21 protein-coding genes, 2 tRNA genes and 1 other RNA gene are annotated in these 23,004 nt (G+C 67.1%); 2 read left to right on the top strand and 22 right to left on the bottom strand.

Going from position 1 to position 23,004, the window contains the following annotated elements:
• Window positions 1–415: 415 nt before the first annotated feature.
• The 11 genes from Q3866_RS00960 to dnaX all read right to left on the bottom strand — a co-directional run bounded on the left by Q3866_RS00960 (window position 416) and on the right by dnaX (window position 9,455).
• The gene (locus tag Q3866_RS00960) at window positions 416–556 is read right to left on the bottom strand and encodes a hypothetical protein (RefSeq protein ID WP_301828919.1); all 141 of its coding nucleotides are present in this window, start codon (window positions 554–556) and stop codon (window positions 416–418) included.
• 14 nt (window positions 557–570) lie between these two features.
• Complete coding sequence (rbr, locus tag Q3866_RS00955) at window positions 571–1,116, bottom strand: rubrerythrin (protein ID WP_301828917.1); 546 nt, start codon at window positions 1,114–1,116, stop codon at window positions 571–573.
• Between the two features lie 179 nt (window positions 1,117–1,295).
• Complete coding sequence (locus Q3866_RS00950; protein ID WP_301829101.1) at window positions 1,296–2,171, bottom strand: adenine glycosylase; 876 nt, start codon at window positions 2,169–2,171, stop codon at window positions 1,296–1,298.
• A gap of 75 nt (window positions 2,172–2,246) precedes the next feature.
• Window positions 2,247–2,933 carry an HAD family phosphatase gene (locus tag Q3866_RS00945; RefSeq protein WP_301828915.1) on the bottom strand — a complete coding sequence of 229 codons (687 nt, stop codon included), beginning with the start codon at window positions 2,931–2,933 and terminating at the stop codon, window positions 2,247–2,249.
• A gap of 311 nt (window positions 2,934–3,244) precedes the next feature.
• On the bottom strand, window positions 3,245–3,538 hold the full coding sequence (locus tag Q3866_RS00940; protein WP_301828913.1) for a hypothetical protein: 294 nt from the start codon (window positions 3,536–3,538) through the stop codon (window positions 3,245–3,247).
• Window positions 3,539–3,894: 356 nt separating this feature from the next.
• Window positions 3,895–3,971 (bottom strand) — tRNA-Asp (locus Q3866_RS00935).
• Window positions 3,972–4,728: 757 nt separating this feature from the next.
• Window positions 4,729–4,805 (bottom strand) — tRNA-Asp (locus tag Q3866_RS00930).
• A 133-nt stretch (window positions 4,806–4,938) separates the two neighbouring features.
• Entirely contained in the window at window positions 4,939–5,907 is a 969-nt protein-coding gene (locus Q3866_RS00925) for a hypothetical protein (protein WP_301828912.1), read from the bottom strand.
• 64 nt (window positions 5,908–5,971) lie between these two features.
• A complete protein-coding gene (recR, locus tag Q3866_RS00920) occupies window positions 5,972–6,625 on the bottom strand; it encodes a recombination mediator RecR (RefSeq protein WP_301828909.1) in 654 nt (217 codons plus the stop codon).
• A 3-nt stretch (window positions 6,626–6,628) separates the two neighbouring features.
• Window positions 6,629–6,952 carry a YbaB/EbfC family nucleoid-associated protein gene (locus Q3866_RS00915; protein WP_301828907.1) on the bottom strand — a complete coding sequence of 108 codons (324 nt, stop codon included), beginning with the start codon at window positions 6,950–6,952 and terminating at the stop codon, window positions 6,629–6,631.
• Between the two features lie 85 nt (window positions 6,953–7,037).
• Window positions 7,038–9,455 carry a DNA polymerase III subunit gamma/tau gene (gene dnaX / locus Q3866_RS00910; RefSeq protein ID WP_301828906.1) on the bottom strand — a complete coding sequence of 806 codons (2,418 nt, stop codon included), beginning with the start codon at window positions 9,453–9,455 and terminating at the stop codon, window positions 7,038–7,040.
• Between the two features lie 242 nt (window positions 9,456–9,697).
• Between dnaX and Q3866_RS00905 the strand changes: the two genes are divergently transcribed.
• Window positions 9,698–10,696: an ROK family protein gene (locus tag Q3866_RS00905; RefSeq protein ID WP_301828904.1), complete on the top strand. Its 999-nt coding sequence runs from the start codon at window positions 9,698–9,700 to the stop codon at window positions 10,694–10,696.
• A gap of 779 nt (window positions 10,697–11,475) precedes the next feature.
• Here the strand turns inward: Q3866_RS00905 and Q3866_RS00900 are convergent.
• From Q3866_RS00900 to Q3866_RS00870, 7 genes are all read right to left on the bottom strand, one after another.
• Window positions 11,476–12,135: a VTT domain-containing protein gene (locus tag Q3866_RS00900; protein ID WP_293824206.1), complete on the bottom strand. Its 660-nt coding sequence runs from the start codon at window positions 12,133–12,135 to the stop codon at window positions 11,476–11,478.
• Between the two features lie 98 nt (window positions 12,136–12,233).
• Window positions 12,234–12,329, bottom strand: an RNA gene (ffs, locus tag Q3866_RS00895) — signal recognition particle sRNA small type.
• Between the two features lie 269 nt (window positions 12,330–12,598).
• A complete protein-coding gene (locus Q3866_RS00890; protein ID WP_301828902.1) occupies window positions 12,599–13,345 on the bottom strand; it encodes an energy-coupling factor transporter transmembrane protein EcfT in 747 nt (248 codons plus the stop codon).
• Window positions 13,338–15,104 (bottom strand): ABC transporter ATP-binding protein, encoded by a 1,767-nt coding sequence (locus Q3866_RS00885; RefSeq protein ID WP_301828900.1) that lies wholly within the window; start codon window positions 15,102–15,104, stop codon window positions 13,338–13,340. The genes Q3866_RS00890 and Q3866_RS00885 overlap by 8 nt, the downstream gene beginning before the upstream one ends.
• Window positions 15,105–15,285: 181 nt before the next feature.
• Window positions 15,286–15,501: a hypothetical protein gene (locus Q3866_RS00880; RefSeq protein ID WP_301828899.1), complete on the bottom strand. Its 216-nt coding sequence runs from the start codon at window positions 15,499–15,501 to the stop codon at window positions 15,286–15,288.
• Window positions 15,502–15,593: 92 nt separating this feature from the next.
• The gene (locus Q3866_RS00875; RefSeq protein WP_301828897.1) at window positions 15,594–16,163 is read right to left on the bottom strand and encodes a hypothetical protein; all 570 of its coding nucleotides are present in this window, start codon (window positions 16,161–16,163) and stop codon (window positions 15,594–15,596) included.
• Between the two features lie 460 nt (window positions 16,164–16,623).
• Entirely contained in the window at window positions 16,624–17,553 is a 930-nt protein-coding gene (locus Q3866_RS00870) for a pyridoxal phosphate-dependent aminotransferase (RefSeq protein ID WP_301828896.1), read from the bottom strand.
• Between the two features lie 750 nt (window positions 17,554–18,303).
• Here Q3866_RS00870 and Q3866_RS00865 point away from each other — a divergent pair.
• Window positions 18,304–19,002, top strand: coding sequence for a FadR/GntR family transcriptional regulator (locus Q3866_RS00865; RefSeq protein WP_293673880.1), 699 nt, complete (start codon window positions 18,304–18,306; stop codon window positions 19,000–19,002).
• A gap of 450 nt (window positions 19,003–19,452) precedes the next feature.
• On the opposite strand, the gene Q3866_RS00860 is transcribed toward Q3866_RS00865, so the two are convergent.
• The 4 genes from Q3866_RS00860 to Q3866_RS00845 form a co-directional block, all read right to left on the bottom strand.
• On the bottom strand, window positions 19,453–20,325 hold the full coding sequence (locus tag Q3866_RS00860) for a dihydrodipicolinate synthase family protein (RefSeq protein WP_301828893.1): 873 nt from the start codon (window positions 20,323–20,325) through the stop codon (window positions 19,453–19,455).
• Window positions 20,326–20,436: 111 nt separating this feature from the next.
• Complete coding sequence (locus Q3866_RS00855; protein WP_301828890.1) at window positions 20,437–20,763, bottom strand: L-rhamnose mutarotase; 327 nt, start codon at window positions 20,761–20,763, stop codon at window positions 20,437–20,439.
• A gap of 107 nt (window positions 20,764–20,870) precedes the next feature.
• Entirely contained in the window at window positions 20,871–21,764 is an 894-nt protein-coding gene (locus Q3866_RS00850) for an amidohydrolase (protein ID WP_301828888.1), read from the bottom strand.
• Between the two features lie 99 nt (window positions 21,765–21,863).
• Window positions 21,864–22,958, bottom strand: a complete 1,095-nt coding sequence (locus tag Q3866_RS00845) for a Gfo/Idh/MocA family protein (protein ID WP_301828887.1) — start codon at window positions 22,956–22,958, stop codon at window positions 21,864–21,866.
• Window positions 22,959–23,004: the final 46 nt, after the last annotated feature.

Here is a 23,004-nt window from a genome sequence, read left to right as displayed (position 1 = left end):
CCCCAACCAACATAGCGCGGTGGCGCAATGGTTCGGTAAACGGGTAATTTCTTTGCGTAAAGACGCTTTGCCATTTTTTCAAAACGCCCAACAAGCTGCCGTTATATGACCATACAACAATTGATTGCCTTGACATAAAGTGGCCGCGCCCTACGAGGACGCGGCCACACGGATTCTCGGTTTGTCTTACTTCCATCGCATTGTGGTCTTGACGTGCGCAAGAGTTTCCCACCCGTTTGGTTGGATTGGCAGCGCGCGGCCCGTGCGCGAGAAGCTCAAAAAAGAAATCGGCCGGCGCGGCCGCCAAGGGAGAAGAACGGTCGCGCCGGCCGGGCCTGGCACGGCCCCGGGCGGGGCATCGTGCCCGAGGGGCCAACAAGAGCGGGCAGGAATCGCCCAATCGGTTGCAGGCAAGCTAGAGCCGCCCACGCAGGGCGAGCTTGATGGCCGCGGGGCGGTCGCGCACGGTCTGGAAGCCCACGAACTCGCCGCCCCACTCCTCCACCTTGGCGCGCACGAGCAGCGAGTTAGTCTCGACGTTCTTGCCCGTGCTCACCTTTATCGTCCCAACTAGTAGTTGACCGCCTGCTGCTCGAAGTAGGCCTGCGGGTGCGCGCAGACCGGGCAGATCTTGGGTGCGGACTCGCCCACGTGCAGGTGGCCACAGTTGGAGCACTTCCAGACCTTCACGCCCTCGCGGCTAAAGACCTCGCCGGCCTCGACGCGCGCGGCGAGCTTGTTGTAGCGCTCCTCGTGGGTCTTCTCGATGGCCGCGACGCCCTCGAAGCGAGCCGCGATCTCGTCGAAGCCCTCCTCGCGCGCAACCTTGGCGAACTCGGGATACATGCTCGTCCACTCGTCGTTCTCGCCAGCGGCGGCATCGTGCAGGTTGGTGAGGGTGTCGGGCACCTCGCCGCCGTGGAGGTACTTGAACCACAGCTTGGCGTGCTCGGCCTCGTTGCCCGCGGTCTCCGAGAAAATCGAGCCAATCTGGACGTAGCCCTCCTTCTTGGCGGCCTTGGCGTAGTAGCCGTACTTCATTGAGGCCTGGGACTCGCCCGCAAAGGCGGCCTCGAGGTTCTTCTTGGTCTGCGAATCGTTGAAGTCAACTGCCATGATGTCCCCGCTTCTCTCGTGGCTTGCGCACCGCGGCGCGGCGCTCTCCAACCCTTGTGTACCCGAGCGTGCGACGGCCCGTTCACGCGAGCGCCAATCAATCAGCAAGCGGCGGCTCAACCTGACATGTCTGAACATACGTTCGCTAAAACGTAGCTGTGCGAAGCGACGCGAAACGGCTAGGCGAGCCAGAGGTCACCTGCCGTGCGGCAGAAGCCCTCGGAGACGAGCTCGTCGAGAATCACGCGGGCGTGCGCCTCGTCGATGGCCTCGCGACCGGCCGCGAGCTCCACCTCGGTGAGGCCGCGGGAGACGTCCGCCACCGTGAGGCCGCCCGGCTCGGATGTGCGCGCCGCGAGCAGCATGCGCACGACCTCGGCGCGCTTCTGGCGGTGGGACCCCTCGAACTTGGACTGGCGTGTGTGGCCGCTCGAGCGACGCGAAGGGTTGGGCAGCGTCTGCTTGAGGTAGGCGCCATAGTCGAGCAGCGCATAGTACCAGCTGCGCGGGGTCATGGGCACGTCGCAGCCCGCAACGTTGACCGCCGCCGCAGGACAGGTGGCCTCGACGGCCGGCACGAGCGCGCGGTCTGGCACGCCCTCCTCGCCCGGGTAGAGCTCGTGGAGAAAGACCGAGCGCACATTCGTCTCGAGATAGACGCCCGGCGCGTCGAAGGCAAACGCCCGGATGCCCGCCGCTGTTGCGGGGCCAATGCCGGGAAGCGCCACGAGCTCGCGCGCCTCGCGCGGAACCTCGCCCCCATGCAGCTCGACCATCTGCTGGGCCGCACGCCACAGCGCAAGCGCGCGGCGGTTGTAACCCAGGCCCTGCCACTCGTCCAGCACGTCGGCCGAGCTCGCCTGCGCAAGCGCGACAACGCTGGGGAAGCGCTCGAGCCAGCTCTGCCAGCGCCCGTCGACGCGGCTCACCTGCGTCTGCTGCAGCATGGCCTCGGACACCCAGATCTGGTAGGGGTCTTGCGTGTGGCGCCAGGAAAGGTCGCGGTAGAGCTCGCGACCAAGCAGGTAGATTCGGGCGCGCAGCTCGTCGCTCATGAGGCGCACGGGCTCGCCGGCCCGAGCATCCCCAGGGCGCCCAGAGTTCGAGGGAGTCTTGGCACTCGCCATGGGCTAGCTCCAGCTCGCTATCTTCCAGCCGCGCCTACGGGCGATGCGCGCGAGCGTGGTGCCCGGGTCGACCGCGACGGGCTCGGCGGCGAGCTCGAGCAGCGACTCGTCGGTGAAGTGGTCGCCATAGGCGCGCTCGATGGTCCAGGCGCCCTCGCCAAAGGCCTCGTTGGCAAGCGCCGTGACGGCGCGGACCTTGCCCTCGCCCGCCACGACCTCTCCGGCGACGGCCCCGGTGAAGTGGCCTTGCTCGTCGAGCTCCATGCGCGTGGCCGCGACACGCTCGATGCCCAGGTTCTGGGCCGCGACACGCGCCATCTCGAAGAACGTTGCCGAGACGAGCACGCAGGTGAGCCCCATCTCGCGGCAGGCGGCAACCTCGCGCACGGCGTCGGCGCGCGTGCGGGGCTCGAGTGCCTCGGTGTAGAAATCGCCCATGATACGCATGACGCGGTCGTGGTCGAGGCGGCCGATATCGCGGAAGATCAGCTCGCGCGCCTCGTCCTGGCGATAGGGCAGGTGAATCTTGTAGCGGGCGCCCCACCAGCCCAGGCGCAGGGCCGTACGGGCCGAGATGAGGCCGTGACGCAGCAGGTAGACCGCGAAGAGCTGACCCGATTGGCCGTCCATGATGGTGCCGTCGTAGTCGAAAACGGCCAGACGAACCTGTCCTTGAGCCTCTTGCGCCAAAACGCGACCTTTCGAATGACGTTGCCAAGGGGCGTGGCATAGCCGCGCCCGTGTCTGCTGATTCTAGCAAATGAGTCTGCAGGGCACCCGTAAGCCCTCTGTTACAGAACGCGGGAGGGAGCGCCGGCGCGGGACGGGCCCGACCGCGGACGCATCGCAAACAGATGGGCGGGGCCCGTCCACATGCGCGCGCTAAACAGGCAAATGGGACCCGGCGGCGAGACCCGCCCCGGAGCCATTGCGAGCCACCGCCAGACAAGAGGGCCCCGGCGACGCGCGTGGCATCGCCGGGGCCAAAGCTGCCTCATGGCTCAGGTCGAGGCTAGTACTCGATCGCGTCGATGAGGGTCTGCTCGCAGTCCTTCTGGCTCATAGGCGCGCTCTGACGCGAGCGAGGCGACGAGCCCCACGAGGGTCGCGCACGTGAGGGCGCCCATGAACCAGACGTAGGTCCAGGTGAGCGTCGAGCCGGGCAGGCTGGGCATGTACAGATACTCGATGATCGCGGCCGCGCCGCCCACGACGGGCAGGGCGCAGACGATGCGGTCGGCAGGTGAGGGACGCGCCGGGGGCGTACCGGCTGATGCCGGTACGCTTGTTGGCATCTGTGACCTCCTATGATTCGATGCGTGGCCGCACGCGGCGGCAAAGCCATCCACGCGTATGGGGGGGGTCATCGTGACCACCGCCCGCCCCCGGGCGAATCCCAACTTATGGATAGCTCGTCTAACATTTTGTTAGGCGTTGACGTTATGCGAGTACAACGTTCGACGAACGGTTAATATCGAGTGAAAATGCCGAAATCGTTGTTCGCACATCGGATAACGGAGCCGAACGGAAGGGTTTACGCGACAAGCGGCATGGGGCGGCGAACCCGCCCTCGGCAGCGCGAGTTCGAGAATCGCACCGAGCCAGACAAAAAGGAGCCCGGGACTTCTCCCAGGCTCCTCAAGACATCCAATGGCGGGATATGCGGGGCTCGAACCCGCGACCTCCGACGTGACAGGCCGGCGCTCTAACCAGCTGAGCTAATACCCCGTGTCAGGTGCGAGGAATATAATGCCGAATCTTATGGCTCTTGTCTAGCACGGAAATCTCGTTCACGAATCGCACAACAGGTGGCGGGCGCAGGCGCAACGTCGGGCTCCGCACAGCCGCGCTCGCACGCGCGTCAATCCTCGTTCGGCCATCCCCGTTCGCCCCTGTGCCCATCCTCGTTCGGCCACCCCCCGCTCGTCCCCGCGCCCTCCTCGTCCGACCATCCCCGTTCGTCCCCGCCCAGACGACGGAGCGCTGCACGTTTTTGGGCCTGGTGCGTTCGTCATCATCGGGCGGTCAGACCGGATTGCACGTAATGAGGCCTCGTGCATCCATCCGTCGCCCATCCGCAACGCACGACGCCCGATTGCGTGCAGGGCACGGGCGCGACGGACCTCTCGGCGTGCACAAGCGACGCAGGTCGGCGCTCCCTCTCGCGCACTCATCCAAACTACGCGTCGTGAGCCCCTCGGACTCGGAATATGGACGAATCGGCGGAATGGGGAAAGGACGGAGCGGCGACAAAGGGCAGGGTGACCGGGACAGGCTCCCGGCGAACGGGGGCGCGGGGCGCGCATGGGCGCGCGACGGCATATGCCTGGCGGACCGCCGGGCGCGAGACCAGAGGCCATGACGAACCTGGCGAGAGCGTGGCACGGCCGACGGCCGCAACGAGCCCGGAGGGAGCGCGGTCGGACCACGCCGGGCCAAACAAAAAGGAGCCCGGGACTTCTCCCAGGCTCCTCAAGACATCCAATGGCGGGATATGCGGGGCTCGAACCCGCGACCTCCGACGTGACAGGCCGGCGCTCTAACCAGCTGAGCTAATACCCCGTGTCAGGTGCGAGGAATATAATGCCAAGAATTTCGAGTCTTGTCTAGCTCATTTTCAAACTTTTTTGCTTCTCGGAGAAAAAAGTTATTGAACGGTCCGTCTACCAGATAAAACACCGCCACAGACAAGGTCTTAGGACAGCGAAGCCCTGGTCTGCGAGCCGTCGGCTGCAGTGAGGACAAGCTCGGAGCCGTCCACGTCAGCCGAGGCGAGCTCGCCCGAGCCCACAACCGGGTTGCCGTCGTTGCCCAGCAGCTGCGTGGGCGTCGAGCCGTCGGCCACCATGTAGCAGATGACGTCCCAGGTGCCGTCCGAGAGGTTCTCGGGAACGACGAGCGTGCCCTCCGACAGGCACAGGCCCACGGGCGTGCCCGAGAGCTGCGCCACCACGACGTCGCCCTCGCCCGAAGACTTCACGAGCTCCCAGCCGCCATCGCCCTGCTGGGTCTTGTAGGTGGAGCCGGCAACGTTGACGCCCTCGCCCACCGAGGCGTTCGTCTGGGCCACGGCGGTCTGGGCCGCGACGTCGGTGGGGGCAGGCGCCGTGAGCGAGCGAACGGCAAGAACCGCGAGCGCGATCACGACGACGACCGCAACGACGATGCCCGCAACGGCCGCCCTGGGGGCACGCTGGGGCTTGGGCGCAGCGGCGCGGCGCTTGCGGGCGCTCGAGCGCACCACGCCGGAGACGTCGAGCGCCTCGCGGGCAGCACCGGCGGCGCGCGAGGCCGTCTCGCGCGTGGAGACGACGGCGCCCTGGCCACCGCGGATCGTGGAGAACGAACCGGTCACGGACGGGTCGACCCCAATGGGGCGCGGCGCGTCGTCGACGAGGGGCGATGGTGACGAGACCACGGGCACCTGGCCCTCAACCAGGTGAGTCTGCGTGGCACCCAGCCGAGAGAAGCGGTGCGAGTCCTGCGTGGCGCGGGCGGCATCGGCAAAGCGAGAGCCGCGCGGACGTGCGGAGGCCTGGGGGCGCGGCGCGGAAGCGCCTGCGGCGGGAGCCGGCGCAGCATGGCGAGCGTGGGCGCCGCCCGACGAGGGACGGACAGACGGTCTTGGGGCGTCCTCGTTGGGGACCTGCTTGAATCTTGCCATGATGGGCCTCTCAGAATCCGCGCCTGGCGCCACGGGGCGCGAGGCTTGAGTCAACGCAACGATACTACAGCTCGCGGCGAGCCTCGATGGCGCGGCCGAGCGTGACCTCGTCGGCATACTCGAGGTCTCCACCAACGGGCAGGCCGCTCGCCAGCCTCGTCACGTGCACGCCCAGCGGCTTGATGGTGCGCGAGAGGTAGGTTGCGGTCGTCTCGCCCTCGACGTCCGGGTTCGTAGCGAGGATGACCTCGGTGACGGCGCCGTCTGCCAGGCGCGAGAGCAGCTCGCGGACGTGCAGCTGCTCGGGACCAATCTTGTCCATGGGCGAGATGACGCCGCCCAGCACGTGGTACAGGCCGTGGAAGGCGCCTGTGCGCTCGATGGCCGAGACGTCGCGCGGCTCGGAGACCACGCAGATGCTCGTCTGGTCGCGGCTGGGGTCCTCGCAGACGTCGCAGCGCTCGCGCGTGGCATAGCTAAAGCACACGGGGCAGAAGTGGACCTGCTGCTTGACGTCGAGAATGGCCTGCGCCAGGCGGCGAGCGTCCTCGGCGTCGGAGCCCAGGATGTGGTAGGCAATGCGCTGGGCGCTCTTGGGGCCGATACCCGGCAGGCGGCCCAGCTCGTCGAGCAGGCGGCGCAGCGCGCGCCCATCGTTTCGCGAGGACGCCGGCGACCCCTGGAAGGAGGCGCCGGCGTCGAGCTGATCGTAGGGCATGGGCTAGAACAGGCCCGGGATGTTCATGCCACCAAGGCCGGTGGCGGCGCTCATCTGGTTGCCGGCGGCCTCCTGGGCAGAGGCGAGGGCGTCGTTGACGGCGGCCAGGACCATGTCCTGGAGCATCTCGACGTCCTCGGGGTCGCACGCCTCGGGGCTGATCTCGATGGACTTGACCTGCAGCTCGCCCGTGACGACGACCTTGACCATGCCACCGCCGGCAGAGGCGCTGACCTCGACGTCCTTGAGCTTCTCCTGCGCGGCGGCAAGCTGCTCCTGCATCTTGCGGGCCTGCTTCATCATCTGCTGCATGTTCATCTGGGGCATGGGTGCTCCTTCTTCTGTGCACGGGCTGCTCTGCGTCCGCGCGGCTTGTCATGGCAAAAACTCTAGCCCAACTCGCGTGGGACGGCTAGGAGATGGGGTTGTTGTCCTCGTCGACGATCGTGGCCTTGGTGACGCCGAAGACGTCGGAGAACATCGAGACGAGCTCGTCGTTGGTGGCCGTGGAGGGCTCGAGGTCCTCGCCGGCCGGGGCGGGCGCCTCGACGGGGGTTGCCGGCTGGTCCTGGGCGGGCTTGGCGGGCTGGGCCGGGAGTTGCGGGATCTTGAGCGCCGCGGCGGCCGAGCCGGGAGCGCCAGGCTTGGGTGCGGGCTGCGGTGCGTCGTGCTTGTTGTTGAGCGCGGGCGGCACGAACTTCTCGGCGAACGCGGCAGGCGCGGGGGCCGCGGCAGCGGGCTGCAGGGCGGGCTCGGGGGCCGGGACATCGAAGGGAGGCTCGAAGCCGGGCGCGTCGTCATCGGGCATGACGTCGTCATACGGCGGCTCGTCGTCGTAGTCCGGGCCGTCATCGACCGGGGCGGGCGCCGGCTCGGATGCGGGCGCAGAGGCCGAGGTCGGGGCGGCCACAGGGGCGGGAGCCGGAGTCGGGGCGGCGGGGGTCGATGCGGGAGCCGGAGCCGCCGCAGGAACGGGGGCCTGGGACGCGGGAGCAGCAGGGACCGGGCCAGGCGCAGGCGCGGCAGGCTTGGCAACAGCAGGAGCCGACGCGGGCGCGGCGGCCTTGGCAGCCACAGGCGAGCCCTTCTCGCCCCCGCCCGTGTAGGCGAGCGTGCGAGCAGCGCCAAAGACCGAGCTCACGGCGCGGTCGAGCGCAGCCTTGACGTCGGTGCGGTCGAGCATGCGGCGGGTGAAGCTGCTGCCGGCAGGCAGCGAGACCGTGAGCGTGGAGCCGTCGTCGGCCTCGGCGCGCACGGACAGCAGCAGCGACCCGTACGAGGCGTTGACCTTGAGCAGGGCGTCGACCACGCCCTTCCACTTGCGCTGCAGCTCGCCCTCGGAGACGGCGGCAGCGGCGGGCTTGGCAGCGGGCGCCTCAGGCTTGGGGGCAGCAGCCGCAGGGGCCGGCGCCGCAGGCTTGGGGGCGGTGGCAGCGTGAGACGGGCGCGACGGCATGGCGGCGGGGCTGCTCGGCTTGATGTTGAGCGCGGGCGGCGTAAAGCCAGGCGCAGCAGGCTTGGCAGCGGGTGCCGCAGGCTTGGCGGCGGGCGCCTGCGCAGGCGCGCCATGCTTGATGTTGAGGGCGGGCACCACGACGGGCGCGGCCAGCTTGGGAGCGGGCGCCACCGCAGGCACGGCAGCCGCAGGAGCGGGCGCGCTCGCAGCCGCCGCGGGGGCGGCGGCAACCCCGCCTGCCTCGAGCGCCGCGACCCTCTCGGCCAGGGACTCAAGGGTAAGGTCGCTCTCGGGACGGGCACAGCGCGTGAGGGCAATCTCGAGCACGAGACGCTGGTTCACGGCCGTGCGCATCTCGCTCGCGGCGTCGCCCAGCACGGTGAGGACGCGTGCAAGCCTGTCGGGGCTGCCATAGGCGGCCGCCTCGTCGTTGAGCAGGCCAAGCTCGGCCTCGGGCACGCTCACCACGCCGGGCTTGGGGCCCGCGATGCTCACCACGTACGCGTCGCGCACGCGGCTCGCGAGCTCGCGGGTGAACTGCAGCAGGTCGCGGCCCGAGTCAACGAGCTCGGCGACCTTGCCAAACAGCGTGGGAACGTCGCGGCGGGCAAGCGCCAGCGACACCTCGGAGAGGGCCGAGTCGCTCGACTCGCCCAGAAGGTCACGGGCAGCCTCGACGCTCACATTGCCGGCGCCAAAGACCGAGAGCTGCTCGAGTGAGGACAGGGCGTCTCGCATGCCGCCACGGGCATGGCGGACCACGAGGTCAAGGGCCTCGCCGTCGTAGGTAAAGCCCTCCTCGTCGCACACGTGGGCAAGGTGAGCGCGCATTTCGTCTGGGGCGATGGAGTGGAAGTCGAAGCGCTGGACACGCGAAAGGATCGTGGCGAGGATCTTCTGCGGGTCCGTGGTACACATGATGAAGACGACATGGGCCGGAGGCTCCTCGAGGGTCTTGAGCAGCGCGTTGAACGCCGCCGGCGTGAGCATGTGGACCTCGTCGATGATGTAGACCTTGTAGCGGCCGCGCACCGGCGCGTAGTCGACACGGTTGATGATCTCCTCGCGGACGTTGTCGACGCCCGTGCGGCTTGCCGCATCGAGCTCGTACACATCCGGATGCTCGCCCGCGGCGATGAGCCGGCACTCCTCGCAGGCGCCATCGGGCAGGTGGCCCTCGCCCTGCTCGCACATGAGGGCCTTGGCGAGGATGCGCGCCATGGTGGTCTTGCCCGTTCCGCGGGGGCCGCAGAACAGGTAGGCATGGCTGAGACGACCCTCGGTCACGGCGCGCTCGAGCGTCGAGACGACGTGGGACTGTCCCACGACCTGCTCAAACGTCTGCGGGCGGTATTTGCGGTAGAGCGATTCCATGCTGCCTCCACGGGTTAGGGCGCGGTTGCGCTCACCAAGTATACCCGCGCTTCCGGACACGCCCGCGCCTTGAGGTGGGCGGAGGGACGCCGGTGGGGGGCAGTCGAGAAGGGCGGCAGGCATTCGCCGACGAGGATGGAACCTTCTGCGGCGACCAAGCCAACGCCCGTCGAGACAGGCGGACGACCGGGACAGACAGGCCGTACCATCAGAACACTATGACTTCGAAGCAGAGGGGCATCATGGCACAGATCGAGGACATCGACGACGCGCTCGAGGCGGTTCCCGCACGCGAGGCAGGACCGGTTGTCATTGGCATCGACGTGGGCGGCACGATCGTCAAGATGGGCGTCGTGACGCAGCGCGGCGAGATCATCGCCCAGACCAAGGTTCCCACCGGCGCGCTCGAGGGCGCTGAGGCGCTTGGCCGCGTGAGCGAGGCTGCCGTTGAGCTCGCTCGGGGCGCGGGCGTTGACACGGCGAGCATCGCGGGCATTGGCCTCGACGTGCCCGGCGTGGTGCTCGAGGACGGCACGCTCGCGATGGCGCCCAACATCACGCTCGACCTCGACGGCCTGCGCGATGCCCTCGCCGCGGCCTTCCCCGCCGCGCGCATCGCCACGATCAACGACGCCAACGCTGCTGCCCTGGGCGAGACCTGGGTGGGCGCGGGCGCGGGCGCCGACAGCCTCGTGATGCTCACGCTGGGCACCGGCGTGGGCGGCGGCGTGGTCATTGGCGGCCGCGTGATCGCGGGCGTCCACGGCGCGGCCGGCGAGATTGGCCACCTCTGCATGAACTTCGAGGAGACCGAGGCCTGCGGCTGCGGCCGGCGCGGCTGTCTCGAGCAGTACGCCTCGGCCCGCGGCCTCATCCGCCTCTATCGCGAGGAGTGCGCCACGTGCGGCGCGGCCGAGGTCGAGATTGCCCACGCCACCGACGCCCTCGCCGTCTTTGAGGCCGCACGCAGCGGAAACGCTCAGGCCAAGCGCGCCTGCGAGCGTCTGGGCACGATTCTCGCCCGCGCCCTTGCGGCCCTTGCCGTCATGGTCGACCCCGACGCCTTCGTGCTGGGCGGCGGCATGTGCGGCGGCTGGGACACCTTTGGCCAGACCTGCGTCGACGCCTACCGCACATTTGTGATTCCGGGATGCGCCGAGACGCCCATTCGCGTGGCGACCCTGGGCAACGCGGCCGGCCTGCTGGGTGCGGCCCGCCACGCCCTGGCCGCCCTGCAGTAGCGCGGGGACAGGGGGCGCGCCTTTTGTCCCCGCTCGACACGTCTTGATCCCCTCGCGCCCCGCTTGCGTCCGTCGCAGGCGGGGGCCTTGCGTATGGGGCATGGGGGGCTGCGGCGCAGCCTTGGCGGCCATCCAGCCCTTCTCGGCAAAAAGAGCGCCCCGCGGTGGGATAGAGACCGCAGGGCGTTAGCCGAGCCTTGGCCACTCAAGGTGCCGTTCTCGCTGTGCGAGGGGCTCGGAATCTTTAGGTTGGCGCGCGCCCTCCCAGAGAACAGGGGGTTGGAAGAATCTCTGACGAACCGTTTGGACGTGCCGTTGAAAGCGCCCAAGTGACTACCCGACGACCGGAGGGGAGACGAGAGTTCAGGAGGACGCGCGCTTCGATTCGTATCTTCCCAGAGGACGCGACAAGAGTTGACATCTTGCCGCGAACGGTATCGTTTAGCTGGCAAAAGGCCGCTTTTCGTTGGGCACTTTTCTACACAACGGGTGTCACGCCAGGCACCCGCCGCACAAGGCCCGCAGCCAGCGCCTAGCCCCTCTTTGCGCGCATCTTGCTAAAAGACGTGTCGGCGGCGCATTTCGAGGGGCGCAGCCGCGGGGGCCGCTGCAAGGCGTCAGGGCCGCCGCCAAACGCCGTGGCATGGAAAGCCCGTGCCCCCAAGAGCAAACCGGACGTCAACGAACAAGGGCCGCCGGCTGCAATACACGCAGCCAGCGGCCCCCCTCGTCATATCAAGCAGCTAAAGCCGCAGGCACGCGACCCTAGGCACAAGCGCCTACTTGCTGTGGGCGCCCTTCTTCTTGCCCATCTTGGACTTCACGAGGCCCACGATGGTGGGGATGATCGACACGAGCACGATGCCCACGATGAGCAGCTCGAAGTGGTCCTGAACAAACGGGATGCCGCCAAAGAAGTAGCCCAGCAGCGTAAAGAGCGTGGACCACGTGACGCCGCCCAGGATGTTGAACAGCACGAAGTTGCGCCAGTGCATGCCACCCATGCCGGCGATGAACGGCACGAACGTGCGGATGAACGGGAAGAAGCGGCCGAGGAAGATGGCGAGGTGACCCCACTTCTCGAGGAACTTCTCGCTCTTCTCGAGGCGCTCGGGCGTCATGGCCTTGACCTTGCCCGAGGCAACGATCTTGCGGCCAAAGAAGTGGCCTATCATGAAGTTGCACTGGTCTCCCAGGATGGCGGCGGCCCAGGCAACGACCAGCAGCGCGACGATGTTGAAGCCGCCGTTGTGGGCAAAGAAGCCCGAGGCGAACAGCAGCGAGTCGCCCGGCAGGAACGGGAAAAACACCACGCCCGTCTCGATGAAGATGATGAGGAACACGCAGCCGTAGGCCATGAGCGGGCCCGCCGCGATCCAGCCCGCGATGGCGGTGCGCGGGTCGCGCAGCAGCTCGGCGATGAAGTTGATGAAGCCCATGCGTCCGTCCGTTTCTGCCCGCCGCACGCTGGCGGGCTCACAAAAAGCCCCGCGGTCCGCTTGCGCAGGACGGCGGGGCGCCGAGTACAAATCGAGCGCGCCCGGTGGGAACGGGTGCCCGCCAGAGGCCTCTTATGGCTGCTGCCTCCCGGCCCTGACCAGGTTCGAGGTGTGACGTCACCCGAACCCACCGAGCGCGCTCGTTGATTCAGTATAGACGAGACGGGCGACCGGGCACAAACCCAGCCGCCCGCCTATGAAAGCTCCACGAGTTGGGACGAGGTACACGAGCGCGCCCCAGAGCCCCACGCGCCAACAGACCCGAGCCCTCTGGCACACCAGCGCGGGTCGCAACGGGGCGGTGCTGGCACCCCGGGGCGTGCCAACAGACCCGACCCCTTTGGCCCGTCAGTAGGCCTGTCCCCAAGAATCGGGGACAAAAGACCCGTCCCCCTGCCCCCGCCTAGAGCAGGGCGCCGCAGACGATGAGGGCCACGGCCGCCGCGAGCGCGGCGAAGTCGATGCCCGCGAGCGGGTAACGCTTGTAGCTGCTCTCGCGCGAACGCAGGTAGAAGCCGCGCTGCTCGGCGGCCAGGGCCGTCGCGTCGGTCTTGCCCACCGAACTCACGAGCAGCGGCACACACAGCGGCAGCATGAGCTTGATCTTCTTAATGGGGTTCTTGGTGTCGTACTCGACGCCTCGGGCCGTCTGGGCCTCCATGATCGCGTTCATCTCCTGCGAGAACACGGGCACGAAGCGCAGCGCCGTCGTGAACGTGAAGGCATAGCGATACGGCACGTGAAGCACCTCGACGCAGGCGTTCGCGAGGTCGTTGAGCTTGGTCACCGTGAGCATGAGGATGAGCGGCAGCGCCACGCCCAGCAGGCGCAGGCAGGCCTTGCCGCCGGTCACGAGGCCCTCGGTGGTCATCCAGGCAACGACCGGGTCGCCCTCGCGCACGAAGGCGGTCTGCAGAAGCAGCATCACCACGGCGAGCGGCACGAGGAGCTTGAGCAGCGACAGCAGGTTCTTGAGCACGCCCGCGTAGGCGCCCAGCACCAGCGTGAGGACGAGCAAGCCAACGAGCAGCGGAAACGTGTCTGTCAGAAAGGTGGCGACGATGATGCCGGCGGCAAGCCCCAGCTTTGCCACCGGGTTCAGGCGGTGCAGGACGGTGGCGCCCGGCACGTAGTCGATGACGTTAACCACGGACGATCATCCCCTCGATGGCGTCGACGATGTCGGAGACCTCGCTCATCTGGGCAAACGCGGGCGAGACCTCGCGCGAGAGCTCGGAGGCGAGCTGCACCATCTGCGGGGGCGCCACGTAGGCGCGCTCCATGAGCGGGCCGTTGGAGAACACCTCGGCGGCCACGCCGCGCTCGAGGATCTGGCCGTTCGCCATCACCACGAGGCGCTCGGCGAAGTCGCTCACGACCTCCATGTCATGGCACACCATGATGATGGCGCTGCCGCGGTCGGCCATCTCGCGCACCGTCTCCATGACCGTCATGCACTCGCGGTAGTCGAGGCCGCTTGTGGGCTCGTCGAGCAGCACCACCTCGGGCTCGCAGACCACGACACTCGCGAGGGCCACCATCTGGCGCTGGCCGCGCGAGAGCGAGAAGGGCGCCTCGTCGGCGGGCAGACCAAAGCGCTCGGCGACCTTGACGGCGCGCTCGCTGGCTTCCGCCGGGTCGACCCCATGGAGCTCGAGGCCAAAGGCAATCTCCTCGAGCACCGTGTCCTTGCAGATCTGGTGGTCGGGATTCTGGAAGAGCGTGGCACAGTGGGCGGCGATGGTGCTCGTGGGCACCTCGGAGGTCGAAAGGCCGGCGATGCGCACCTCGCCCGAACTGGGTTTGAGCAGGCCGTTGAGCAGCTTGGTGAGCGTGGTCTTGCCGGCGCCGTTCTGACCCACGATGCCCACGAGCTCGCCGGGATAGACGCGCATGGCAAGGTCGCGCACCGAGGCGCCGCCACCCGGGTAGGTGAAATTCACGCCCGTGAGCTCGACGATGGGCTCGGCGCCCTCGGCGTGCGGGCGGGCGGCGGGCGCGTGGGGCGAGGCCGCGGGCGCGCGGCTGGCACCAACCTCGCGCGCGTCCGGGCCAACCAGGCCCGCCACCAGCGAGGTTGCCTCGGCAACGTTGAGGCACGGCAGGCCGGGCTCGATGAGGCCGCGCCTTGCCAGGCTGTTGGAGATGCGCGCCACGCGGGGGCTGTCGACGCCCATCGTACGCAGCTCCTCGCCGTGCGCAAAGACCTCGTGCGGCGTGCCGTCAAAGGCCATGCGGCCCTTCTCCATCACCACGACGCGGGCGCAGTACTCGCTCAGCAGCGCCACCTTCTGCTCGATGACCACAATCGTGATGCCCATGCGCTCGTTGACCTGGCGCAGGATGTCGAAGACGTGGCGCGAGCTGGCCGGGTCGAGCGCGGCGGTGGGCTCGTCGAGCACGAGCACGCGCGGCTCGAGCGCCAGGATCGCGGCGATGGCGACCTTCTGCTTCTGGCCGCCCGAGAGGGTCGCGATCTCGCGGTCGCGCAGGCCTGAGATGCCAACGGAGGCGAGGGCGCCCGCGAGGCGCTCCTCGATCTTGTCGTGTGGCACGCCAAAGTTCTCGAGGCCAAAGAGCATCTCGTCCTCGACCACCGATGCGACCATCTGCGCGTCGATGTCCTGCAGCACGCTGCCCACGAGACGCGAGATGTCGGTGAGTGTGACGTCGCAGGTGTCGTGGCCGTCGACCAGCGTGGCGCCAAAGAGCTGGCCCGAGAAGTGGTGCGGGATGGCGCCGCCCATCACGGCGGCGAGCGTCGACTTGCCGGCGCCCGAGGGGCCGATGACGCCCACGAACTCGCCCGAGCCAATAGAGAGCGACACGGCGTCGAGCGCCTTGTCGCGACCACGGTCGTAGGAGAACGAGACGTCCCTCAGCTCGATGATTGGTGTTGCAGTTCCCATGTGAGCCTTTCGAGTCTTGGGAGGTTGGCGCGCGCGGCGCCACCTACATGGCGCGCGCATCGGGGTTGCCTGCCCGCGCGTCGCCAGGTGGCGGGCGCGGGGCCTGCTTGCCCGCGCTGCCGCGCACGGTGGCGGCGCAAGAAAGGGGCGCCCGCGATGGCGCCCCTCCATGGTATCGATGTTACTTGCCGAGGTTGGCGTTGGTGAGGGCAATCGTGAGGGCGTAGGCGGCGATGATGAACTGCGGCTTGATACCCACAATGGCGAGGGCGTTGCCAAGCGTCATGTTGAGGATGAAGCCGGCGGCGAGCAGGATGGCGAGCAGGACGAGTGACTTGATGTCGACGAGGCCGGTGGACTTGGCGGAGGCGGAGACGGTGCGGGCTTCGGTGGCCATGATGGCTTCCTCTCTGTGGGCGCACGGGGCGCGAGAATGTGCCTATGGGCTTTGAGCTAGCGTTTGTTGGTTAGTCTCGACAGGGTCTGGTGCTAGTCGTTGAGCTTCAGGGCCTTCTTGATGGGCACGTAGAGGGCGCCAACCAGGATGGCGTTGAACACGGCGGTGAGGAGCACGACCGGCGCCATGGCGGCGGCGAGCTGCTCGGCGGCGCCCACCATCGCGATCTTGATGACCATGAAGATGAGGCCGGAGACCGCGGTGGTCACGAAGGTGGCGACGGCCGCGGCGGGGGCGGAGACGCCACCCTTCTTGGAGGCGGCGCCCACGATGCCGGCCATGAGCATGGCGGCGACGCCCTCGGCGGCGAAGTCGATGAACGGTGAGGTCGTCGTGATCTGGATGACGGCGGCCGAGATGAGGCCGATGATGAGCGCCTGGCCGATGTTGGGGCGCACAACCAGGATCGTGAGGCAGAAGGCCGAGATGATGAACTCGGGGCTGATCATGCCGCCTGAGATCGAGGAGATGGCCTTACCGACGGTGAAGTTGAGGATGAAGCCGGCGGCGAGCAGCACCGCGAGCAGGACGAGGGCCTGGAGGTCGAGCTTGTCGCGGTCGTTGGTGTTGACGGTGCGAGCCTGCCGGTTGTTCTCGGACATGGTGGTGATCCTTTCGTCTGGCCTGTGGTCGTCGGGCCTGTTTGCTGAGGGGTTGCGCGCTTAGCCGTGGGGAGCCGCCCCGCTCGGGCACGCCGCCGAGCTACGAAAAAAGGGCCCCCGGTCGAACCGGGAGCCCTTTTGCTTCGCGTAGATGTGGCGCGACAAGACTCACCATCGACCGAGAGAGATCGAGTTGCGCCACCACCAGTTGTTGTTCATGGACTGGAACATGGTGCACTCCTCTCTTGGGGTCGATTAGCGCCTCGTGCGCTTGTTGGCAGCGACTATACGCGCCAAACCCTACCCGGCGCAAGGACTTTTTTGTTAACGATGCGTAACCGCGGCAAACGCTCTGCGCGAGCAGGGCTTTTGCCAAACGGCTGGCATCAAGGTGCAAACTACCGAGCGCCGCACAGGTAGCTGTCGAGGCGCCAGGCGCCGGTCGGCGGCGCCCCGCCCCCTACTGGGCCATCTTTTCGCGCCAGCCGTCGAGGCGGTCGAGCGCGGCCTTGAGGACCTCGTCGGACTTGGCGAAGTGAAAGCGCACGAAGCGGTGCTCGGGCGCCTCGAAGAAGCATGAGCCGGGAACCGTGCCCACGCCCACCTTGCGGCACAGGTCGACGGCGCAGTCGTAGTCGTCGGCGTAGCCCAGGGACGAGACGTTGGCCATGACGTAGCAGGCGCCCTGCGGCTCGACGAAGTCAAAGCCCAGGTCGCGCAGGCCACCGCAGAACAGGTCACGCTTGTGGGTGTAGAGGGCCGTGAGCTCGTCGTAGTAGGACTGCGGCAGCTCGAGGCCCGCGACGGCCGCCTCCATGAGGGGCGCGGCGACGCCCACGGTGAGGAAGTCGTGCACCTTGCGGGCGCGGTCGATGACGTCGGCGGGGGCGATGACGTAGCCCAGGCGCCAACCGGTCATGCTGTAGGTCTTCGACAGCGAGCTGCAGCTCAGGGTGCGCTGCGCCATGCCGGACAGGCTCGCGAAGTAGATGTGCTCGTAGGGCGCGTAGACGATGTGCTCGTAGACCTCGTCGGTGATGACCCACAAGTCGTACTTCTCGGCCATCTTGGCAATGAACTCCAGCTCGGAGCGCGTAAAGACGTGGCCCGTGGGGTTGGAGGGGTTGCATAGGATGAGGGCCTTGGTACCGCTCTTGGCGCAGGCGGTCTCGAGCTCGGCCTCGTCAAAGGTGAACTCGGGCGCGCGCAGCTCTACGTAGGTGGGCTCGGCCCCGCACAGGATCGTGTCGGCGCCGTAGTTCTCGTAGAACGGCGAGAAGATCACGACGCGGTCACCGGGGTTGGTGACCGTCATGACCGAGCACATCATGGCCTCGGTGGAGCCGCAGGTCACGACAATCTGCGTCTCGGGGTCGATGTCGAGGTTCATGCGTGGGCTCTGCTTTTGCGGCGAGTGCGACGCGGAAGTTGGGGGCACCCCAGGTGATCGCGTACTGGTGGGGGCCGGTGTGGGCCACCTCGGCCAGGCGGTCGGTGATGGCCGCGGGCGGGTCGAAGTCGGGGAAGCCCTGGGACAGGTTGATGGCGTCATACTTCATGGAGACGCGCGTCATGCGGCGAATCACAGAGTCCGTGAACTGCGACGTGCGCTGGCTGAGCTCTTGCATGCGTTCTCCTCGCGATGGCGGTTGAGCAACGCCGCTACCCTACCACGCCGGCGGCGCTGGCGCGTTTCCCGCACGTTGCGGGCAGGCGCCCGCCGGCCACCGCCTCGCCCGCCAGCCACTGCCTCGCCCACCGCAGCGCGCTTCCCCACAGCAGCGCCCCTGCCCGCCACCGCCTCGCCCGCCGTAGTGCCCCCCTACCCGTCGCAGCGCCCGCCGGGCACCGCCTCGCCCGCCGTAGCGCGCTTCCCCAAATCCAGATTCCTAGGATTGTGTCGTTAACCGCAATTAGCGGACAGCGTTAACGGCATTTTCCTAGGAATCTGCGAGAGAGGGAGCGGATGAGCGCGCAGAAATCGAGGAAGGGGCGAGACGGGATGGAGAGGATGCGACGGGACAACTGCGGGAGCCAAGGCGGGCGCAAACATGTCAAGTGGGATTCATCGCGTCAAATAGCAGCGCTTTTTCGGGTAAACTTGCGATATTAAGCACTCGCGCAGGAACGGAAGCACGCCATGGAAGTCAAGCCCGTCAAGAAGGAAACCCTCACCGAGCAGATCATGAACCAGCTGGCCGAGCAGATTACCTCCGGCGAGCTTGCTCCCGGCGAGCGTCTTCCCGACGAGCGCTCCCTGGCCGAGATGTTCGGCGTCACCCGCAGCCGCATCCGCGAGGCCCTGCGCGCCCTGTCGCTCATCGGCCTCATCGACATTCGCCCCGGCGGCGGCTCGTTCGTGGCCGAACAGAGCGCCCAGATTCCGCGCGAGACCATCCTGTGGAGCTATCATCGCGAGATCTCTGACTACGAGAACCTCTATGATGCGCGCAAGCTCATCGAGGGTACCGTCTACCTCTCGTGTTTCGACCGCCGGACCGACGAGGTGGTCGACACGCTGCAGGACTACGCCGACAAGCTCTTCTCGCTCGACACGAACGAGGTCTCGGGCGAGGCGTTCTGCCAGCTCATCGACGAGATCGACACCTACGTGGGCGCCAACTGCGGCAACGGCATCTACGACAAGCTCATGCAGACCATGATCGTGCTGCGCCACGACAGCGCCCTGCAGATCCTGTCGATGCCCACCTCCAAGGAGAGCGCCATCCTGTGGCGCGTCAAGGTGCTCAAGTCGTTTGCCCAAGACGACCGCTCGCGCGTGGTCTCCAACATCGACGGCTTCTTCGCCAACTCGATCAGCCAGCTCACCACCGAGTAGCGGCGCACCAGGCCGAGAAACACAGCCGCGGGCCGTATACCCGCAGGTTGCACGCTCGCATGCTGCACCCCCGCACGCCGCACGCCGCATGCCCGCACGCCGCACTCTGCTCAAAATCCTAGGATTATGGCGATATGGCCTTTTAGCGGATAGATATATCCCCGTTTTCCTAGGATTATGAGAATTGGAAGTGAGGCGCGCTTGAGAGCTGGAAGCAAAGTGCGCACTTGAGAGTTGGAAGTGAGGAGCGCGCTCGCGTTTGGCCGAGAATCACGAACGCGGCGCACCGCCGCAACCAGCATCGCAACAAAGAGAGGCCCCGCTGCTCCCTTCCAGCAGTCAGGGCCTCATTCATGAGCAGGCCGAGATGAGCAGTGCGCCTCGGCAGCACGCAGGCAGCCTGCGGCAAGGGAAGCCCTTCCTCCACCCTGCCGCCCGGCGCGCCCCAACCTACTTGACGAGGTTCTCCGCCACGACGGCGTCGACGTGGGCGGCCGCCTCCTCGGAGAGGGGTAGGAACGGCTTGCGCATCTGGCCCACGGCCACGCCGCGCTTGGCCAGGATGTGCTTGATCGAGGGGAACAGCCCCTCGCCCATGATGGCCTCCATGATGTTGTTGGCCTTGACCTGCAGCTCGCGGGCCTCGTCGAGGCGGCCGGCGTTGAAGGCCCCGTACACCTTGAGGTAATGCGGCAGCATGAAGTTGAACGTCGAGCCGATGAAGCCGTCGCAGCCCATCGCCATGAACGCAACCATCTCGTTCTCAAAGCCGCCAAAGCACTTGAGCTCGGGGTTGATGGCGCGCAGACGCTCCATCTCGTAGAGGTCGAGGTTGGTGTGCTTCACGCCCGCGATCGAGCCCGAGGCGAACATCGCACGGGTGTCGGCGTCGTAGAGGTTGAGCGTGCGCTTGGTGTTCATGGGGATGTTGTAGTAGTAGACGCCGTGGCCCACCGCGCTCGCAATGTCGTCGTAGTAGCCGGCGACCGCGGCCGAGGAGTAGCCAAAGTAGATGGGCGGCGTGGCGGCGATACGTTGGTAGCCCATCTCGGCGGCAGCCTTGGCATAGGCCGCGCTCTCGTCGGTGCCGCACGAACCCACGTGGGCAAAGAGCGTGCACCTGTCCTTGTACTCGGCAAAGACCTCAAAGAGGTGCAGGTGCTCCTCGGGGCTCAGCAGGAAGCACTCGCCCGACGACCCGGCAACGAAGAAGCCGGCCGCGCCCTCGGCAAGGTTCGCCTCGATCATCTCGCGGGCGACCTCGTCGTTGATCTTTCCGTTCTCGTCGAAGGGCACCATCGACGCTACGTACAGGCCTTCCATCATCTTCTCCTTTGCGCGGGTTGCGGCTTTGCCAAAACGGGCGCCCATTGCGGGCGCCCCGGGAAATGGGCGCCGGGGAGTGGCGCCCATCGTTAAAGGTAGCTTGCGGTGCTAGTCGAGGTGGTAGACCTCCTGCATGTCGACCCACGGACCGTCATCGGTGAGGGGCTTCATGCAGGGAACGACCGCGGCCCACCACTCCTGGGTCTTGGGGTCGGCGGCCATCTTGGCCATGTCGGCCTCGTAGTCGTCGCCCACGTACTCGTAGTACGAGAAGAGCAGGCCGTCGTAGTAGTAGATCGAGTAGTTCTGCAGGTTGCAGGCCTTGATCATCTCGTTGACGCCCTCGAAGGGGTTGGAGTGGTAGGCGGCGTACTTCTTGTAGCCCTCCTCGCCATCGGTGCGGGAGACGGAGCCAAAACGCATAACCTGAGCCATGGTGATTCTCCTTTGCTTGGTGCCCGCGACGCGTCGCGGGCGTTTCTGATGAGTGGGGTGCGACCGGGCGTCACCGCAGCGCGAGGCCCGAGCCGCGAACGTTTGCGCTAGCGGGTGCCCATGCGGTACACGCGGCGGGCGTTCTCGGCAAAGAGCGCCTCGCGGTCTGCGGCGTCCATCGACTCGGTCATCTCGAGCATCGCGCAAATCCACTGGTCGAGCGTCATCGCCACGTGGAGCACCGGGAAGTTGCTCGCGAACATCACCTTGTCGGCATCGAAGGCGTCGAGCGCCACGTCGACGGCGCAGGCGAGCGTGTCGGTGCTCCAGGGCTTCATGGGGTTGAGACCCGAGACCTTGCATACCACGTTGTCGAGCTGCCCCAGCTCGGCCATGTTGCGCTTCCAGGTCTCTTGATAGGCGCGCTCGTCTTCCGTGGGATTGGCGGCGCCCATGATGTCGGCGTCGACGATGCCCATGTGGTTGAGCACGATCGTGGTGTCGGGGCACTCCTTGGCAACCGTCACGAGGTCGCCCAGCTCGGGACAGCGCACGCAGCCCTCGAAGACGAGCCCCAGCTCGCCCATGCGGCGGACGTTGGCAAGGAAGCCCTCGCCCAGGCAGGTGCCGGGAGCGGCACTGGGCACGTGGAGCACCTGGCGCAGGCCCCGGATCTGTGGACGGCCCGCCCACTTGGTGATGTACTCGTCAAAGCCCGGCTCGTCGAGGTTGCCCGAGATACAGGCCGCGCCGTAGATGCCGTTCGGGTCGTCGACCATCTGGCAAGCGAGCTCGTTCTCGCGGGGACGCTCATCGTGGGCCATGTCGACCTCGATGTAGACCGCCTGCTCCACGTGGTAGCCGTGGGACTCGTCGCACAGGGACTTGTAGTCCTCGACCGAGTAGCTGCGCTTGAGGGTGGGGCCCTCGCCGTCGAGCCACGGGAGGCGGTAGTTGTCGAGGTCCCAGACGTGCACGTGAGTATCGATGATGTTCATCATGGGCGGAGGTGCTCCTTCGCGGTTGCGCTGGCGCGCGGTAGGTCGGGAAGGCGGGCGCGGCCCCCTACGGCCGCGCCCCATCCCGAGGGTTGGGATTTACTACTCGGTGTAGTCGACCGGGGTGCCACCATCGGCGCTGGACTTGTAGCAGGCCTCGACGACGCACATGGTGTGGAAGGCGTCCTCGACGGAGTTCATGTACTCGTAGCTCGGGTCGTCGAGCTTCTTCATCAGACCGCCCATGGTGCCAATGAAGGCCTCGTTGAACCAGCTGCCGCGCACCGGGACGGTCTTCCACTCGTCGTCCTTGAAGGTGATGTACTCGACAGAGTCGGGCTCGCCCTCGGGGTAGTCGTACATGAGGCCGAGCTTGACGCGGATGGCGCCCTCGAGGCCCTCGATCTTGAGCGTGGACTCCTGGTACTTGCGGCCGTAGTTGTGGTTGAAGTTGATGTGCAGGTTCACGCGCAGGTCGTCGCCGTAGTCCATGATGATCGCGGTGCGGGTCTGGGCGAGCTCGCGCATCTTGGGGTGCTGCATCGTCTTGCAGTAGACGGCCTTGGGGTCGCCGACGAGGCTGCGGATGTTGTCGATGTAGTGGATGGAGTGGTAGTTGATCTCCACGCGGTCCTTGGGGAACAGGAACGGCCACAGGTTCCAGGGCTGCTCGCCCACGAGGCGGTGGTCGATATCAACGACCTGGCCGATGACGCCGTCGGCGATGAGCTTGCGCACGGCGATCATGTACGGGGCCTGGCGCAGCTGGAAGTTGACGCCGGCGGTAAGGTTCTTGCGGTGACAAACCTCGAGGATGGCGCGGGCCTCCTCGATGCTCTCGCCCATGGGCTTCTGCATGAGCACGCCGGCGCCGTCAGGGAGCTGCTCGAGGATCTCGCGGGTGAAGTTGGCCGGGACGGCGACGTCAAAGACGGCACCGGCCTCGACGCCCACCTTCACGGCGTCCTCGAGGGTCTCGCAGACCGTGGGGACGCCCCAGTCTGCAGCGGCCTTCTTGGCGTTGTCGAGGTTCACGTCGTAGCAGGCGATGACCGGGTAGCCGGCGAGCTTGTAGGCCGGGTAGTGCGAGCCCTGGACGATGCCGCCCGTGCCGATCGAGACGATGGGGCGGGGCTTCTCGGGCATCTCGGGGACGTAGGTGAGCTCGTCAATCGAGGAGACGTTGTCGACTGCCATGGTTGGAACTCCTTTGCTTGTGAGGGCGACGCGTCGCCCGTACATG

The organism is uncultured Parolsenella sp., assembly GCF_958346945.1.
In the GTDB taxonomy this organism is placed as follows: Bacteria; Actinomycetota; Coriobacteriia; order Coriobacteriales; family Atopobiaceae; genus Parolsenella.
This window is presented reverse-complemented; position numbering and strand designations above follow the sequence as displayed.

What these genes read in the sequence shown, in the direction of transcription:
- Q3866_RS00885 (WP_301828900.1), bottom strand. Translation starts at nt 15,104, where the DNA reads ATGGGAACTGCAACACCAATCATCGAGCTGAGGGACGTCTCGTTCTCC.
- Q3866_RS00865 (WP_293673880.1), top strand. Translation starts at nt 18,304, where the DNA reads ATGGAAGTCAAGCCCGTCAAGAAGGAAACCCTCACCGAGCAGATCATG.
- Q3866_RS00850 (WP_301828888.1), bottom strand. Translation starts at nt 21,764, where the DNA reads ATGATGAACATCATCGATACTCACGTGCACGTCTGGGACCTCGACAAC.
- Q3866_RS00845 (WP_301828887.1), bottom strand. Translation starts at nt 22,958, where the DNA reads ATGGCAGTCGACAACGTCTCCTCGATTGACGAGCTCACCTACGTCCCC.
- Q3866_RS00855 (WP_301828890.1), bottom strand. Translation starts at nt 20,763, where the DNA reads ATGGCTCAGGTTATGCGTTTTGGCTCCGTCTCCCGCACCGATGGCGAG.
- Q3866_RS00905 (WP_301828904.1), top strand. Translation starts at nt 9,698, where the DNA reads ATGGCACAGATCGAGGACATCGACGACGCGCTCGAGGCGGTTCCCGCA.
- Q3866_RS00875 (WP_301828897.1), bottom strand. Translation starts at nt 16,163, where the DNA reads ATGTCCGAGAACAACCGGCAGGCTCGCACCGTCAACACCAACGACCGC.
- Q3866_RS00860 (WP_301828893.1), bottom strand. Translation starts at nt 20,325, where the DNA reads ATGGAAGGCCTGTACGTAGCGTCGATGGTGCCCTTCGACGAGAACGGA.
- Q3866_RS00880 (WP_301828899.1), bottom strand. Translation starts at nt 15,501, where the DNA reads ATGGCCACCGAAGCCCGCACCGTCTCCGCCTCCGCCAAGTCCACCGGC.
- Q3866_RS00925 (WP_301828912.1), bottom strand. Translation starts at nt 5,907, where the DNA reads ATGGCAAGATTCAAGCAGGTCCCCAACGAGGACGCCCCAAGACCGTCT.
- Q3866_RS00870 (WP_301828896.1), bottom strand. Translation starts at nt 17,553, where the DNA reads ATGAACCTCGACATCGACCCCGAGACGCAGATTGTCGTGACCTGCGGC.
- dnaX (WP_301828906.1), bottom strand. Translation starts at nt 9,455, where the DNA reads ATGGAATCGCTCTACCGCAAATACCGCCCGCAGACGTTTGAGCAGGTC.
- Q3866_RS00950 (WP_301829101.1), bottom strand. Translation starts at nt 2,171, where the DNA reads ATGAGCGACGAGCTGCGCGCCCGAATCTACCTGCTTGGTCGCGAGCTC.
- recR (WP_301828909.1), bottom strand. Translation starts at nt 6,625, where the DNA reads ATGCCCTACGATCAGCTCGACGCCGGCGCCTCCTTCCAGGGGTCGCCG.
- Q3866_RS00940 (WP_301828913.1), bottom strand. Translation starts at nt 3,538, where the DNA reads ATGCCAACAAGCGTACCGGCATCAGCCGGTACGCCCCCGGCGCGTCCC.
- rbr (WP_301828917.1), bottom strand. Translation starts at nt 1,116, where the DNA reads ATGGCAGTTGACTTCAACGATTCGCAGACCAAGAAGAACCTCGAGGCC.
- Q3866_RS00900 (WP_293824206.1), bottom strand. Translation starts at nt 12,135, where the DNA reads ATGGGCTTCATCAACTTCATCGCCGAGCTGCTGCGCGACCCGCGCACC.
- Q3866_RS00915 (WP_301828907.1), bottom strand. Translation starts at nt 6,952, where the DNA reads ATGCCCCAGATGAACATGCAGCAGATGATGAAGCAGGCCCGCAAGATG.